The organism is Pedobacter sp. AK013 (assembly GCF_014205835.1).
In the GTDB taxonomy this organism is placed as follows: domain Bacteria; phylum Bacteroidota; class Bacteroidia; order Sphingobacteriales; family Sphingobacteriaceae; genus Pedobacter.
In genome coordinates, this window is record NZ_JACHCQ010000015.1 from 89,306 (window position 1) to 102,154 (window position 12,849).

General features: G+C 36.6%; 15 protein-coding genes. 6 read left to right on the forward strand and 9 right to left on the reverse strand.

The genetic code is table 11. The features are described from left to right. Nucleotides 1-7 precede the first annotated feature (7 nt). Complete coding sequence (locus tag HDC90_RS12050; RefSeq protein WP_184466660.1) at nt 8-841, forward strand: thiopeptide-type bacteriocin biosynthesis protein; 834 nt, start codon at nt 8-10, stop codon at nt 839-841. 2 nt (nt 842-843) lie between these two features. Next, nucleotides 844-2,730 (forward strand): lanthionine synthetase LanC family protein, encoded by a 1,887-nt coding sequence (locus tag HDC90_RS12055; protein WP_184466662.1) that lies wholly within the window; start codon nt 844-846, stop codon nt 2,728-2,730. Between the two features lie 102 nt (nt 2,731-2,832). On the opposite strand, the gene HDC90_RS12060 is transcribed toward HDC90_RS12055, so the two are convergent. From HDC90_RS12060 to HDC90_RS12080, 5 genes are all read right to left on the reverse strand, one after another. After that, complete coding sequence (locus HDC90_RS12060) at nt 2,833-3,024, reverse strand: pinensin family lanthipeptide (protein ID WP_183760636.1); 192 nt, start codon at nt 3,022-3,024, stop codon at nt 2,833-2,835. A 255-nt stretch (nt 3,025-3,279) separates the two neighbouring features. Beyond that, entirely contained in the window at nt 3,280-3,495 is a 216-nt protein-coding gene (locus HDC90_RS12065; protein WP_184466664.1) for a hypothetical protein, read from the reverse strand. A 42-nt stretch (nt 3,496-3,537) separates the two neighbouring features. Further along, nucleotides 3,538-4,350 (reverse strand): hypothetical protein, encoded by an 813-nt coding sequence (locus tag HDC90_RS12070; RefSeq protein WP_184466666.1) that lies wholly within the window; start codon nt 4,348-4,350, stop codon nt 3,538-3,540. Nucleotides 4,351-4,364: 14 nt separating this feature from the next. Continuing rightward, nucleotides 4,365-4,742: an SRPBCC domain-containing protein gene (locus HDC90_RS12075; protein WP_138821203.1), complete on the reverse strand. Its 378-nt coding sequence runs from the start codon at nt 4,740-4,742 to the stop codon at nt 4,365-4,367. 83 nt (nt 4,743-4,825) lie between these two features. Beyond that, on the reverse strand, nt 4,826-6,016 hold the full coding sequence (locus tag HDC90_RS12080) for an acyl-CoA dehydrogenase family protein (RefSeq protein WP_184466668.1): 1,191 nt from the start codon (nt 6,014-6,016) through the stop codon (nt 4,826-4,828). 112 nt (nt 6,017-6,128) lie between these two features. On the opposite strand from HDC90_RS12080, the gene folB reads away from it, so the two are divergent. Both folB and HDC90_RS12090 read left to right on the forward strand, forming a co-directional pair. Next, nucleotides 6,129-6,497, forward strand: a complete 369-nt coding sequence (gene folB, locus HDC90_RS12085; RefSeq protein WP_184466670.1) for a dihydroneopterin aldolase — start codon at nt 6,129-6,131, stop codon at nt 6,495-6,497. Between the two features lies 1 nt (nt 6,498). Beyond that, on the forward strand, nt 6,499-7,902 hold the full coding sequence (locus tag HDC90_RS12090) for an FAD-binding oxidoreductase (protein WP_184466672.1): 1,404 nt from the start codon (nt 6,499-6,501) through the stop codon (nt 7,900-7,902). A gap of 85 nt (nt 7,903-7,987) precedes the next feature. Here the strand turns inward: HDC90_RS12090 and HDC90_RS12095 are convergent, their stop codons facing one another. Next, nucleotides 7,988-8,473 carry a thioesterase family protein gene (locus HDC90_RS12095; protein WP_184466674.1) on the reverse strand — a complete coding sequence of 162 codons (486 nt, stop codon included), beginning with the start codon at nt 8,471-8,473 and terminating at the stop codon, nt 7,988-7,990. 76 nt (nt 8,474-8,549) lie between these two features. Between HDC90_RS12095 and HDC90_RS12100 the strand changes: the two genes are divergently transcribed. Together HDC90_RS12100 and HDC90_RS12105 are read left to right on the forward strand one after the other, a co-directional pair. Next, nucleotides 8,550-8,984, forward strand: a complete 435-nt coding sequence (locus HDC90_RS12100; RefSeq protein WP_184466676.1) for an Hsp20/alpha crystallin family protein — start codon at nt 8,550-8,552, stop codon at nt 8,982-8,984. Between the two features lie 287 nt (nt 8,985-9,271). Continuing rightward, entirely contained in the window at nt 9,272-10,588 is a 1,317-nt protein-coding gene (locus HDC90_RS12105; RefSeq protein WP_184466678.1) for a nicotinamide mononucleotide adenylyltransferase, read from the forward strand. 1 nt (nt 10,589) lies between these two features. Here HDC90_RS12105 and HDC90_RS12110 read toward each other — a convergent pair whose 3' ends face one another. From HDC90_RS12110 to HDC90_RS12120, 3 genes are all read right to left on the reverse strand, one after another. After that, a complete protein-coding gene (locus tag HDC90_RS12110) occupies nt 10,590-10,871 on the reverse strand; it encodes a Txe/YoeB family addiction module toxin (protein ID WP_184466680.1) in 282 nt (93 codons plus the stop codon). Continuing rightward, entirely contained in the window at nt 10,853-11,107 is a 255-nt protein-coding gene (locus HDC90_RS12115; protein ID WP_184466682.1) for a DUF2683 family protein, read from the reverse strand. Before HDC90_RS12115 ends, HDC90_RS12110 begins: the two co-directional genes overlap by 19 nt. 74 nt (nt 11,108-11,181) lie before the next feature. Beyond that, nucleotides 11,182-12,831 (reverse strand): DNA mismatch repair protein MutS, encoded by a 1,650-nt coding sequence (locus tag HDC90_RS12120; protein WP_184466684.1) that lies wholly within the window; start codon nt 12,829-12,831, stop codon nt 11,182-11,184. Nucleotides 12,832-12,849: the final 18 nt, after the last annotated feature.

Consider the following 12,849-nt stretch of genomic DNA (forward strand, 5'->3'; position numbering starts at 1 on the left):
TCTGCTTATGAAAAAACAAGAAAAAAAATGGTTTTCGTTATATATTTTTTATCATGAAAATGCCGACAGGCTTTTGAAAGAACTTATCTATCCCTTTATTCGGCAATGGCACAGGCCCTGGTTTTTTATCCGGTATTGGGAAGGGGGGAATCATATTCGTTTGAGGCTAAAAGCAGCAGAAGACGAACATCCTGCTATTGTTAAAGCGTTAAGCTCAGATAATGCAGGTGTTAAAACTCTTCAGACTGCCCGGTATGAACCAGAAATAGACAGGTATGGAAATTACGAAAGTATAGCCTGGGCCGAACAATATTTTGAATGTTCTTCTCATTATATATTGAATTGGATCGTAAAAAGAGAGGCAAATCAGTCGGCTATTACCCAGGCCATAAAGCTGCACCTCAGCTTACTGTACACTTTAAAGTGGGATGAAGAAGCTTTAATAGGGGTATGTAATTTCTTTTTAGATGGCTGGTTACCAAAATTATACAACTCAGTCGATGCGGGCGAAGAACAGCGCATATTTTGGTTAAACCAGTTTGAAAAGGTTTTTGTTCCGTTGAAAAATCAAACAATCCAGGCTAGTAACCAGTTTTGGGAGCAACTTGACCAGGATATTGTGGATGATAATTTAGTGGAATATCTATCAAAAACCACCAAAGTGATATGTTCGTATCAAAAGATTGATTTTGAAAGAAATAAGATGTTTCAGGTGATTTCAAGCTTTATGCACATGAACAATAACCGCTTAGGCATTTCTAATTACGAGGAGGCTTACATCATGTACGTGATTACGGTATGCCTTCGGTTTATACATGAAAATTCAATCCTGCAATCCTGAAAATGTTTACTACAGAAGAGACAGAAAGACTGAAAGGTCAGCTATATGAAATTTATGACGAATTAATTTCCAGCCTTAAAGAAAATGAGCAGGAAATCTGGTGGCAAACGCCGTTTTACATCAATACGGATGAATATGAGTTTAGGGAAAGTTATGATCTTTTTAACGGTAACTGCGGCATTATCCTGTTCTTTTTGGAATTATACCAGTTCGATGGGAACATTGACCATTTAAGGATAGTGAACAAAGGGATGCACCGCATCTTAAATGCCGATGCCGTACAGCATCCAAAGTTTTTTGCCCTCTACACCGGATTGGGTGGCGTGATTTACACCTGTTTAAAGGTTTTTGAGGCTACGGGCAATACTTTTTACAAAGAAAAAGCACTCGAACTTACTTTGGCTAATAAACAGGAATTAGCGGAAGGTTTATCAAAGGCAGATCTTTTAAGTGGCTATAGTGGTAATTTATTGATGATGACCTTACTTTACCATTATACTGATGATAATGAGGTATTAAGGATGGTTATTTTATTGATTGAAAGACTGATTACAGAAGCGCGGATATCAGAACAGGGTTTAAAATGGGACTATTCCAGTTCAAAAAAAGCCTATGATAGCATGACTGGCTTTTCGCACGGTGCAGCTGGCATTGCCTGGGTTTTAATACAGGTTGGCCAATATTTTAACGCTACCGGATTGATCTATCTTGCAGAAGAGGCTTTAAAATATGAGATGCAATATTATTACAGCCCGGCGAAAAACTGGCTGGATCTGCGTCTTGGGCCGCACCGATTAAATAAGGCTGATGTACATAAATGGAAATTGCAAACCTTTTTACCTGAAATGACCGATGTAAATGCCTGGGCCCATGGTGCGGCTGGGGTTGGCATTACAAGGCAAATGGCGTTTCAACTTACAAAACAGAAACAGTACCGATTAAGCTGCAACAATGCACTGCAACGGTGTTTGGGTGATTTAGAAAAGTTAAACCGCACAGATTTTACTTTGGTGAGCGGTTACTGTGGTATGATTCCGCTTTTAATAAGCCATAAGATGAAGGCTCAAATTGTGTTGATCTTGAGTGAAGCCAAAATGTTTTACCAGAAAACAAATAGCTATAATGGCTATGTTTCATGCGGATGTGACGATTACGGGTTACTCTCAGGGAAATCGGGCGTTGGTTATATCATCCTGAATGTTTTGAATAATAAAAATACCGACAGCATATTAGGGCCAGGATTGCCTAATAACCGCAGAAAATCTGTTTTTGAAGATAAGTACAGCAAAGAACAAATTAAAAAATCAGTTTTTACAAAATATTACACGAGAACGTTAGAGGAATTAAAAGGTGTTGATTCAGCGATTTTTAATGCAAATGATATCAATGAGTTTAAAATGAAGCTGGAATTGCTGGTGTTGACATCTGGTAATACAAAAACTCAAAATATATTCGATTTGGAAACCAGGTTGGTTGGCTTGTGGAAACAACATAAAGGCTATTTCAGTTTCGAACAGAAATACAGGTATTGGCATAAAATGGCCGACGAAAGTCTTTCTACGACCGATCAAGCATTGATGGCTAAATGTCTTGGCTTAAGCAGAAATATAGAACTTTATCACCACCACGATGATTTAAATGACCCCAATATCCTTTTACTCATTAGTGAAGGGAATGGAATAAAGGAGTTGAACGTAGGTGTATTTGCCGCAATGATTTTAAATACAATTTCAAAGAAAAAATTAACAGGAGTGGAGCTTATAAAATCGATTCAGGCACTTCTTTTTGAAGAGGATCCAACAGAAAAGTCTTTGATTGAGTTAGAAAATAAAGTAGTTCAGCAAATCCGCTTATTGATTAAAGCGGGGTTTATTGAGATAATTGGTTAATTGACTCCAATCGCCAAACAATCACCGCTTTATTGCTAACCGCCCTGTACTTAACCAAACAAGGCGCCCTAAAGCGCCTTGAGATGAAAACACCTTTATCAATTAACAGATAACTGTAGTACACCTAACAGGAGGAGTATGGTGATCATCTGTTTGTTCAGTGTGGGTAGGCTCCGAAAGATTACCTAACCCGCCTGATAAACGCATGGCCACTTCGCTATCAATACTGGTTACAAAACTCTCTAATTGAAGGTCCTCTAAGCTTAAAGTGATTTTTTCTGATTGATTTTTCATAAAATAATTGATTAATGTTGATGCCTACTGGTGGTTACGGGGTTTCGGCTTATCCCCGGTTGCAACAGTACTAAGTTAGTTAATTGCAACTATGTTGCAAAATAAAGAATGATAATTTTGCAACTATGTTGCGAAATTATTTTTAAAAAGCCATAACTATATGTAAATCAATTATTTAAAATCTTAACAAAAAGAGGTAAAAACTCAGCTCTTTGCTGAATTTAATTGAAATGATTTGCTGAAAAGATTCGGATATTATTTCCTGTTTTTGGAAGCCACAAATACAATCACACCCGCTATTAGAATAATACCCCCGGCATAAGGAGGCCAGTTAACAGATTTTTCTTTATCAGCAGATATTTGAATAGGGCCAGCATCAACTAGTTTTTCTTTTTTAGTATAGGTAAAACCTGTCCAGATGAGCATGGCAATGCCCACAACGATCAATATAAGTCCTAATGTTCTGTTCATGATATTTTATTTATATCAGAACAGTAGCCGATCTATTATGTTTTATTGAAATGAATAGCCGAAGCTTATTTTTTGTGCATAGTTCACGTTATCAGCCAATTCGTAGGAAAGCGAAAAGTGCTTAATGTACAAGAAATAACTAAAAATCCAGCCCAGCGAATTTTTTCCCCTGATGAATTCATTTGTTTCGGTTCCGGATCTAAAACTACTTTTGAAATTAGGCGTACCTCCAATAAAAAGCCTGAAAGCATGCCTGAAATCGTGGTTGTTTCTTACCCTCCATGCAATTTCAGTTGATAGTCCGGTGGTCCAAAGTACTTTCATGTTTGTAACAGCTACATAATCTGGAATAGGGCCGTTGTAAATCTCCTGTCTAAACTTTGTATAATCTCCGCTTTCAAAACTAAGTGCATTTTCTATGTTTAAATACCTGAAATCTGTATTTCCATTGGATGAACTACGGTGTGGTCCGGCCGAAAGCCTTAAGCCAGCGCCGCCAACTGATTTCCTGAAGGATGGTAAATAATTTTTTAAATTTTTAGGATTGTTATCAATATCCCCTCCAGATGCCCTTCCGGCATAACCAAAAAGACCATAAGAGATGTTCCATTTTTCGAAAGTGTTAGACCGGCTTACATTTGCCATTCCAAATGAGAAATTAGTACCAGCACTGGGCGAAATAGAAGCGGCATAACTTGCTGATACATGTGTTAATGCTTTAACACTGTCTGCACCCATTGCTTTTGGCATATACCCCATATTATTGCCAAGAATAGCAGGGGTAAGATAAGATGTACAGGAAGTAAATGCAGTAAAGAAAAGTAAAGAAGAAAGAGCGATAATTTTAGTTTTCATTATTTAATTTTTATTTATTCGTCAAAAAAATCTACCAAACCGCCCAAGAAATATTCCTGAATACCTTCCGTAAAATCTTTATAATCTTCATCAGGAATATTGGTTTGTTTAAACTCCAATGAAGTTCCTTTTTTATCCTCGTGAAGTTTTATAGTTACAATAGAAGGCTCATTTTCTTCTCCAAAATACCATTGTTGCACAATCTGTTTGCCGTAAACAAATTCAATATTTTTGCCTGTAATATCTCCATCCCAGAAAGAAAATTCGGTGCCTGGCACCTCTTCAAACTCTACTTCAGCACCTGTCCATAATTTTATGCTGGTTTCTTTGGTAAGGGCTAAATAAACTTCCTCTGGTGGGGCAGGTATGTAGGTGTATTTTTTAAAATCCATAAATATTTTTTGATATAAGGCACAAAACTAAGGATGTAATGTGAAAATAAGGTCGAATAAGAGTGAATAAATTAAGATAAGGACTATTTAAAAGCGTTTAATCCGGTTACATCCATTCCGGTAATCAGTAAATGTATGTCGTGCGTACCTTCATAAGTTACTACCGATTCCAGGTTCATCATATGCCTCATAATTGAATACTCGCCGGTAATGCCCATACCACCAAGCATCTGGCGCGCATTACGGGCAATATCAAGCGCAATTTCTACACTATTTCTTTTGGCCATCGATATCTGCTCTGCAGACGCTCTATTTTCACTCTTTAATACACCTAAGCGCCAAACCAAAAGCTGACCTTTGGTAATTTCGGTCACCATTTCTGCCAATTTCTTTTGCTGTAACTGAAAACCGCCAATAGGTTTCCCAAATTGAATACGCTCTTTCGAATAACGCAAAGCGGTATCATAACAGTCCATTGCTGCACCCAGTGCACCCCAGGCAATACCATAACGGGCCTGATTTAAGCAGCCCAACGGACCTTTTAATCCGCTTATTTCAGGAAAAACATTCTCTTTTGGTACTTTAACGTTATCAAAAACCAGTTCGCCCGTTGCCGAAGCACGTAAACTCCATTTATTGTGTGTTTCAGGAGTCGAAAATCCTTCCATCCCACGTTCTACCACCATTCCCCTGATCTTACCCGATTCATCTTTTGCCCAAACTACTGCAATATCTGCGAATGGTGCATTACTGATCCACATTTTGGCACCATTAAGAATATAATGGCTTCCAGCATCTTTAATATTGGTTACCATACCACCCGGATTGGAGCCATGATCTGGTTCTGTTAAACCGAAACAGCCCATCATTTCGCCACTGGCCAATTTTGGCAGGTATTTTTTACGCTGTTCTTCGGTTCCATAAGCATAAATTGGGTACATCACCAACGAGCCCTGAACGGATGCAGTAGAGCGGATACCTGAATCGCCACGTTCTATTTCCTGCATCAAAATCCCATAAGCTGTATAATCCAAGCCTGCACCGCCGTACTCAACCGGAATGGTTGGGCCGAAAGCACCAATATCGGCCAGACCTTTTATTAAATGTTTTGGAAATTCTGCTTTTTGTGCATAATCTTCAATCACGGGGCTAACTTCTTTTTTTACCCAATCCCTGGCTGTAGCACGAATTAATTTGTGCTCATCGGTTAACAATTCATCCAATAAATAATAGTCTGGCGCCTCGTATAGGTCTTTTTTTACTGATTTGCTCATGTAATTCGTGTTATCTGGTTAAGAAATCGCGTTAATTTCAAAGGTAACAATTTACGGCAAGGGGCATTATATTCATGAATAAAAAATTAATTTTGCAGCATACAAAACATACATGAGCCATTTCAAACAAACCGTAGCTTTAAAAGATGTAAAATGCTTTGCCTTACATGGATATTACCCAGAAGAGCAACTTATTGGAAATCATTTTGTTGTAGATCTTGAAACAGAATTTACACCACAAGGTTTTGATGATGAACTAGGGCAGACCGTTAACTATGAAGATTTGAATACTATCATTCTCGAAGAAATGAAACATACACAAAAGCTTTTGGAAACTGTTTTGAAGAATATTATTTCTAAAGTAATTGAATTATATCCTTTTGTTGAAACTGTACAGGTGAGTATGAAGAAATTAAACCCACCAATGCCTGGCCAGATTGGGCATTCTTTTGTTAAACTTACTTACACATCAGCCAATTAAAATGAATTTTACGAAGATAAATGCTGAAATTTTAGCAGAAATTAAAGCTGCTATTGGAGCAGATAAGGTTTTTACTGATGCTGATAGTTTAGAAAATTACAGTCATGACGAAACTGAGGATTTACGTTACCAGCCAGAGCTTGTGGTAAAGCCAACTTCACCCGAAGAAGTTTCTGCTTTATTGAAAATCTGTAATACATATCATGTTCCGGTTACGCCACGTGGAGGTGGAACGGGTTTGAGTGGGGCTGCCTTGCCGATTTACGGCGGTGTTTCTTTATCGATGGAAAAGTTTAAGGCTATTCTTGATATTGATACCGAAAACTTACAGGCAACCGTTGAGCCAGGGGTGATTACCGAAGAATTTATTAATGCTGTAGCTGAAAAGGGCCTTTTATATCCTGTAGATCCAAGCAGTAAAGGATCTTGCTTTATTGGTGGTAACGTGGCGCATGGCTCTGGCGGACCAAGGGTAGTAAAATATGGCACTATACGCGAATATATCTTAAATCTTGAAGTAGTTCTGCCCAATGGTGATATTATATGGACTGGTGCCAATACTTTAAAATATGCATCGGGTTATAACTTAACACAGTTGATGATCGGATCGGAAGGTACGCTAGCTGTGGTGACCAAAATTGTGACTAAATTATTGCCTAAACCAAGTCAATCCGTTTTAATGATGGGCTCTTTTAGCACTAATGAAGATGCATGTGCAGCGGTTTCCGCAATTTTTAGAGCAGGCGTAACGCCATCGGCTTTAGAGTTTATGGAGCGGAAAGGAGTAGAGTGGGTAATTAAATTCGATGATATTAAATTCGATTTAAAAGATGGTGTTGCTGCCCTGTTAATGATTGAGTTTGACGGAGATGATTTGGATGATATTTTTAAAAACTGTGAGAAAACCAATATCGTTTTAGAAGAACATAATTGTACGGAAGTATTATTTGCCGATACTGCTGCTCAGAAAGAAGAGCTGTGGCGGATGCGTAGAACCATGGCAGAATCTGTTAAATCAAACTCTGTTTATAAGGAGGAAGATACGGTTGTACCACGGGCAGCTTTACCTAAACTTGTTAATGGTATAAAAGAAATTGGTACCAAATATGGCTTTGAAAGTGTTTGTTACGGGCATGCAGGCGATGGAAACCTGCATGTAAATATTATTAAAGCCGGAATGAGTGATGAAGACTGGAAAAACAAACTCAAATTCGGTATTGCCGAAATATTCGAATTAACCACGGCTTTGGGTGGAACATTATCGGGCGAGCACGGTATTGGCTTGGTCCAAAAAGATTTTATGCCAATTAAGTACTCTGAAATCCATCTTAATTTAATGAGGGGTGTTAAGAATGTATTTGATCCAAATGGGATATTAAATCCTGGCAAAATTATGCCTGATTAATTTTATTCGTCACCATGAACTTGTTTCAGGGTCTTAATAATAAAGTATATTAAGACCCTGAAACAAGTTCAGCATAACGACTACTTTATTCTAGCTGTTCAAAAACAAGCATTTTTTGTTTTTCTTCTTCAGGAATTGCTGTGGGTTTGCCTGTGGTGTAATCAATAGCTATACATACTGTTTTTCCTTTGCTGCAGATTACCTCTTCGCTACCTTTTAGCTTAACAAGCTGATATTCCAAATCGAAACTCGTATTGCCTATGCGCGATGTTTTAACGTAGATTGCAATTTTATCGTTCATTATTATCGGTAAAATATAGTCTAGTTCGGCATGAGCAATTACAACACCTGTTTTTTCCCAATCCCATTTCACAATTTCTTCCCAGTATTTTGTTCTGGCAATTTCCAGATAGGTAAAGTAGATCGAATTGTTTACATGCCCCATCATATCAAAATCAATAAAACGCAAATGAATATTGGTTTTAAAATTGAATTTGTCTGAAAAACCCTTTATTTCTGCCAATTTGTCTTTTAATTTAGATTTGTTTTGCCAAAATGTCTTAAAAATCATAAATATTTGGTTTGGTATGTAAGTTGAATATGGTGTATTATCAATTTAAAAATTAAAAAAATAAAGAATAAGCGATATGACACTAGTAAATTTTAACAACAGAACCCGTAACACAGCTCCTTACTTTAACAATGTTTTCGATTCATTGTTTAGCGATGCCGTAAGTAAAAACAAAATGGTTGATAAATCGCCAAATGTGAACATTTATGAAAATGAAGGTGCATATGTAATCGAATTAGCTGCTCCAGGTTTGAAGAAAGAAGATTTTCAGATCAATTTAAAGAAAGACACGCTTTCTGTTTGGGCCGAGGTTAAAAAAGACGAAACCCAGGTAGCAAAAGATTTTACACGTAAGGAATTTGATTATAGCTCATTTGCAAGGTCATTTAACTTACCAGATAGTGCTGATGGTGATAATATTACTGCAGAATATAAAGATGGTATATTGTCTATTAACATCAGCAAAAAAGACGATGCTAAATTGCAACACAAAGAAATTGTAGTATCGTAATAAAGATTTTCTCGAGAGAGGATTTTTCATAATAGTTTAGTTTTTTCAAAGTTTATGAAGCTTGCATCAGGTGGATTTGATATAGTTGCGATGGATAGTTGATGCAGGTTTCATAATAGTTTAAGTTTAGGTTTTATAAGGTTAATGCTGGATGGCATTAACCTTATTTTGTTTAGTGCCTTGGTGCCTTGGTCATTAGTTCATTTGTGATCAGTTTTATTCATGGAAATTAGACAATGAAACCAATTTACAATTGAACTAATGAACCATTTTCGTACTTTTGCGGCATGGAGAGAGAAATTCTGGATACAAAGCGTAAAGCACTTAAAATAAACCTTGACCCACGAATTTACGGCACCTTTGCCGAGATAGGAGCGGGACAGGAAGTTTCGAGAAACTTTTTTAATGCTGGTGCAGCATCTGGAACAGTTGCCAAAACGATGTCGGCTTACGACATGACTTTTAGCGATGCTATTTATGGAGCAGAAACCAATGGCCGTTATGTAAGTCAGAACCGCCTTTTGCAGATGCTTGATCACGAATTCGGTCTACTTAATGAACGTTTGTCGGGCGAAAAATACGAAAGCCGTACTTTTTTTGCCTTTGCTGATACTGTTACTACCCTGAATTATAAACGTACCAACGAGCCTCATGGCTGGGTTGGTCTTCGTTTCCAGAACGAGCCAGGTGGTTTACCAAACGAAATATTTTTCCACGTACGTTTGTTGGATACAGACGTAAATATGCAACAGCGCGTTTTAGGGATAATTGGTGTTAACCTACTTTATGCAGCATTTTACCATTATCAAGACCCAAAATTGATGGTAGAATCTTTAGCTGATAACTTAACCATCGGATCTGTAGAAATCGATCTGATTTCGGTAAAAGGGCCGGCTTTTCCAGGTGTAGACAATATCTTGCTTAATCTGTATATGATTATGAAGGATTTCTCGGCAGCAGCAATTTTCGATGCAGATGCGCACCCCCGTCAGGCCAAAGATCTTTTGTACAAAAAGGATATCATGATTTTAAGGACAAAATATGGTCAGAAATCGTTGCCTAACTTTAACCTTTTTAATAAAGCTACCGATCAGTTCAAACGTACAAACAAGGTAGCAGAGGGGAACCTGGCAGTAATGATTGAGGTTTTGTTAACCAACGTTTTAACGGATGGACAAGAGACTCCTGATGATATCGACCTGGAAACAGTGGCTAAAAGAGCACAGGAAATGTGCGATACGGGTAACATCGTGATCGTATCTAACTTTACCCGCCACAACCGCCTGGCTAAATATTTGGCGAGGTGCAAACCTAAAAGTGTTGGCTTGGCAACAAACATCAACAACTTAAAATTTGTATTCAATTCTAAAAATTTTACCGGAGATAATTATTCAGGTCAGTTATTAAGCTATGTGAACGATATGTTTAACACCAATGTGCGGTTATTTGCTTATCCTTTCCTAGACAAAAAGACCAATGAGGTAATTACTACGGCAAATATGCAAGTTACGCCAGAGGCAAAACCTTTATTCGATTTCCTTTTGATAAATGGGTATATTACTGATATCAAGGATTATAGCGAAGACGAGGTGAAGACGGTATAATTTATTTATCGCCGTAATGACCAAGTGCTGAAACTATAGTAACGGTTACGATGTTTTCTTCTATTTTATATATTAGTCTATCTTTCCGGTTTATCTGTCTTGACCAATAACCCGATAAGTCGAACTTTAATTTTTCAGGTTTACCAATTCCTGTCTCTGGATGCTCTGACAGTTCTAAGAAAATATGGTTTATTCGCTTAATTGAAGATTTATCTCCAGATTTATAATGTGCTTCTAGGTCTTTTTTTGCAAGCTTTTCAACTTCTATAAAATACTTTCCCATATATTATTAGGGTCTTTAATTCTCGTTACATTACCTTTTTCAGCACTAGCAGCTCTTGCTTTTACTTTTGCTACAAATTCTGGATTGTAAGGACTTTCCTCTTCTTTTTGAAAAGAAACATCTAAAGCTTTTAAAATAGCTTCAATTGCTGCCTCTTGTTTTTTATTTTTAGGATGTGCGATTATAGTCATGACAATTATTGTATAATCAAAAATACAAAATATTTGATCAACCATCAATAATAGATTATTGTTGAATGTATTCGAGGAACGAAAAATCACTAAACATTTGTACGTTATGAGAAGCAACTTTAAGAACTTAAATCCTTACTAATCCGCAATGCTTCCTGAATAATTTCCTTCGGATAATTAGAGATTTCTAAAATTTTGATCGCATTTTTTGTTTTAAGCGGACCTTCTTTTAGTTTATGATCAAAAATAAGCTCATTATCGGTTATTGCTTCGGTAAAATGATAAAGTTCGTACTCTTCCGCAAGCATATTAGATAATTCGATATCGTGCGTAGCCACAAAAGTTAAGTTTTGCTCATGGTTTAAATGCGACAATATGGCTTTGGCTGCAGCAATTCTTTCTATCGTATTGGTACCTTTAAATACTTCATCAAGAATAAAAAGATTCTGATCAGGATTTTTAACTGCTTCAATCAGTGTAGACATTACATCAACTTCCTCTAAAAAATAACTTTTACCCTGAAATAAGTTATCGTCGATCCTTATTGAAGTGTGCAACTTGAAAAATGGTGCACTATAAAATTCTGCAAAACAAATATAAATGGTTTGGGCCAATAATGAATTGATAGCAACAGTACGGAGAAAAGTTGATTTACCAGACATATTTGAACCAGTAATCAACATGCTTTTTTGATCTAACTTCACTTCATTTTCGATACAATTTTTAATCAGGGGATGCCTAATGCCTTTAATTTCAATTCCTTTATGTGGCTCTGTAAATTGGGGTTCGCAGATCTGTTCACTTTTCTTTAATGAAGCTACAGCTATTGCTGCATCTATCGATCCAACATATTGGTAAAGGTTTAAAATATCATTCTGATTGTTTTCGATGAGCTTGATCAACTTGAAAAAAGTAAAGATTTCGATCAAGAAAATTGCTTTAATGATCTCGAATAGGTAAAGTGGCACCTGACTTAAATCGCCTTGATTATTTTGACTGAAATCTTGATAAAGAATGCCGATTCTTCGTTGAAATTTCCTGAACATCGGAATAGCGTTTTTTATTTTATAAGACTCAAATGGTATTTTTTCCTTTACCAGTTTTCTCGAAACATTAATTAAAATATTAAGCTGCGAGAGTGATTTAGTGAAAAAAAGTAAATGTTTTTTATTCCAATAGTTTAAATAAGTGGCATTAAATGTAATCAGTAGAAGTGCCAATATTAAACAGACTGAAACTTTAATGGATAAAATCAATAAGATTGATAAAATAAGCAGATCTATAGAAAGCCATTTAAACCAGGATGGCTTTTCTACCAACTTATCATTTAACAATAGTACTACTGAGTAAGTTTCGTTACTGTTTAATTTTATAAGTTCGGTTAGGACCTTTTCTCTGATCTCTTGGTGTTTGGTAAAAAAATCGGCCTGATCTTTTAGCTTTTCAAGCTCCTCTATGTTACCAGTGGGTTTTGCAAGTTTATTGTAGAGGAATTGTTGGCCAATTTTGCTTGTGGTACGATCTATCTTGGCAAATAACTGATCGAAATCGATATCGGCCATGGTTTGGTGAGAAAGTGTATGAAATACCTTTTCCTTTATATAGGTTGAATACCAACTTGCCTTATCGAAATTGATAGGTTCTGTTTTTTCTTTTCCCCAGCTGTCTTTAAGGTCTTTTAAAATCTGCTTTTTCTTTTTTCTCGCATCAAAAAGAGCAAATAACATTAAAAGTATTATGGCTGCAATGCCGAATAAAATATAGTTCATCTAAGGTGCTAAAGGCGT

What these genes read in the sequence shown, in the direction of transcription:
- HDC90_RS12050 (WP_184466660.1), top strand. Translation starts at nt 8, where the DNA reads ATGAAAAAACAAGAAAAAAAATGGTTTTCGTTATATATTTTTTATCAT.
- HDC90_RS12055 (WP_184466662.1), top strand. Translation starts at nt 844, where the DNA reads ATGTTTACTACAGAAGAGACAGAAAGACTGAAAGGTCAGCTATATGAA.
- HDC90_RS12060 (WP_183760636.1), bottom strand. Translation starts at nt 3,024, where the DNA reads ATGAAAAATCAATCAGAAAAAATCACTTTAAGCTTAGAGGACCTTCAA.
- HDC90_RS12065 (WP_184466664.1), bottom strand. Translation starts at nt 3,495, where the DNA reads ATGAACAGAACATTAGGACTTATATTGATCGTTGTGGGCATTGCCATG.
- HDC90_RS12070 (WP_184466666.1), bottom strand. Translation starts at nt 4,350, where the DNA reads ATGAAAACTAAAATTATCGCTCTTTCTTCTTTACTTTTCTTTACTGCA.
- HDC90_RS12075 (WP_138821203.1), bottom strand. Translation starts at nt 4,742, where the DNA reads ATGGATTTTAAAAAATACACCTACATACCTGCCCCACCAGAGGAAGTT.
- HDC90_RS12080 (WP_184466668.1), bottom strand. Translation starts at nt 6,016, where the DNA reads ATGAGCAAATCAGTAAAAAAAGACCTATACGAGGCGCCAGACTATTAT.
- folB (WP_184466670.1), top strand. Translation starts at nt 6,129, where the DNA reads ATGAGCCATTTCAAACAAACCGTAGCTTTAAAAGATGTAAAATGCTTT.
- HDC90_RS12090 (WP_184466672.1), top strand. Translation starts at nt 6,499, where the DNA reads ATGAATTTTACGAAGATAAATGCTGAAATTTTAGCAGAAATTAAAGCT.
- HDC90_RS12095 (WP_184466674.1), bottom strand. Translation starts at nt 8,473, where the DNA reads ATGATTTTTAAGACATTTTGGCAAAACAAATCTAAATTAAAAGACAAA.
- HDC90_RS12100 (WP_184466676.1), top strand. Translation starts at nt 8,550, where the DNA reads ATGACACTAGTAAATTTTAACAACAGAACCCGTAACACAGCTCCTTAC.
- HDC90_RS12105 (WP_184466678.1), top strand. Translation starts at nt 9,272, where the DNA reads ATGGAGAGAGAAATTCTGGATACAAAGCGTAAAGCACTTAAAATAAAC.
- HDC90_RS12110 (WP_184466680.1), bottom strand. Translation starts at nt 10,871, where the DNA reads ATGGGAAAGTATTTTATAGAAGTTGAAAAGCTTGCAAAAAAAGACCTA.
- HDC90_RS12115 (WP_184466682.1), bottom strand. Translation starts at nt 11,107, where the DNA reads ATGGTTGATCAAATATTTTGTATTTTTGATTATACAATAATTGTCATG.
- HDC90_RS12120 (WP_184466684.1), bottom strand. Translation starts at nt 12,831, where the DNA reads ATGAACTATATTTTATTCGGCATTGCAGCCATAATACTTTTAATGTTA.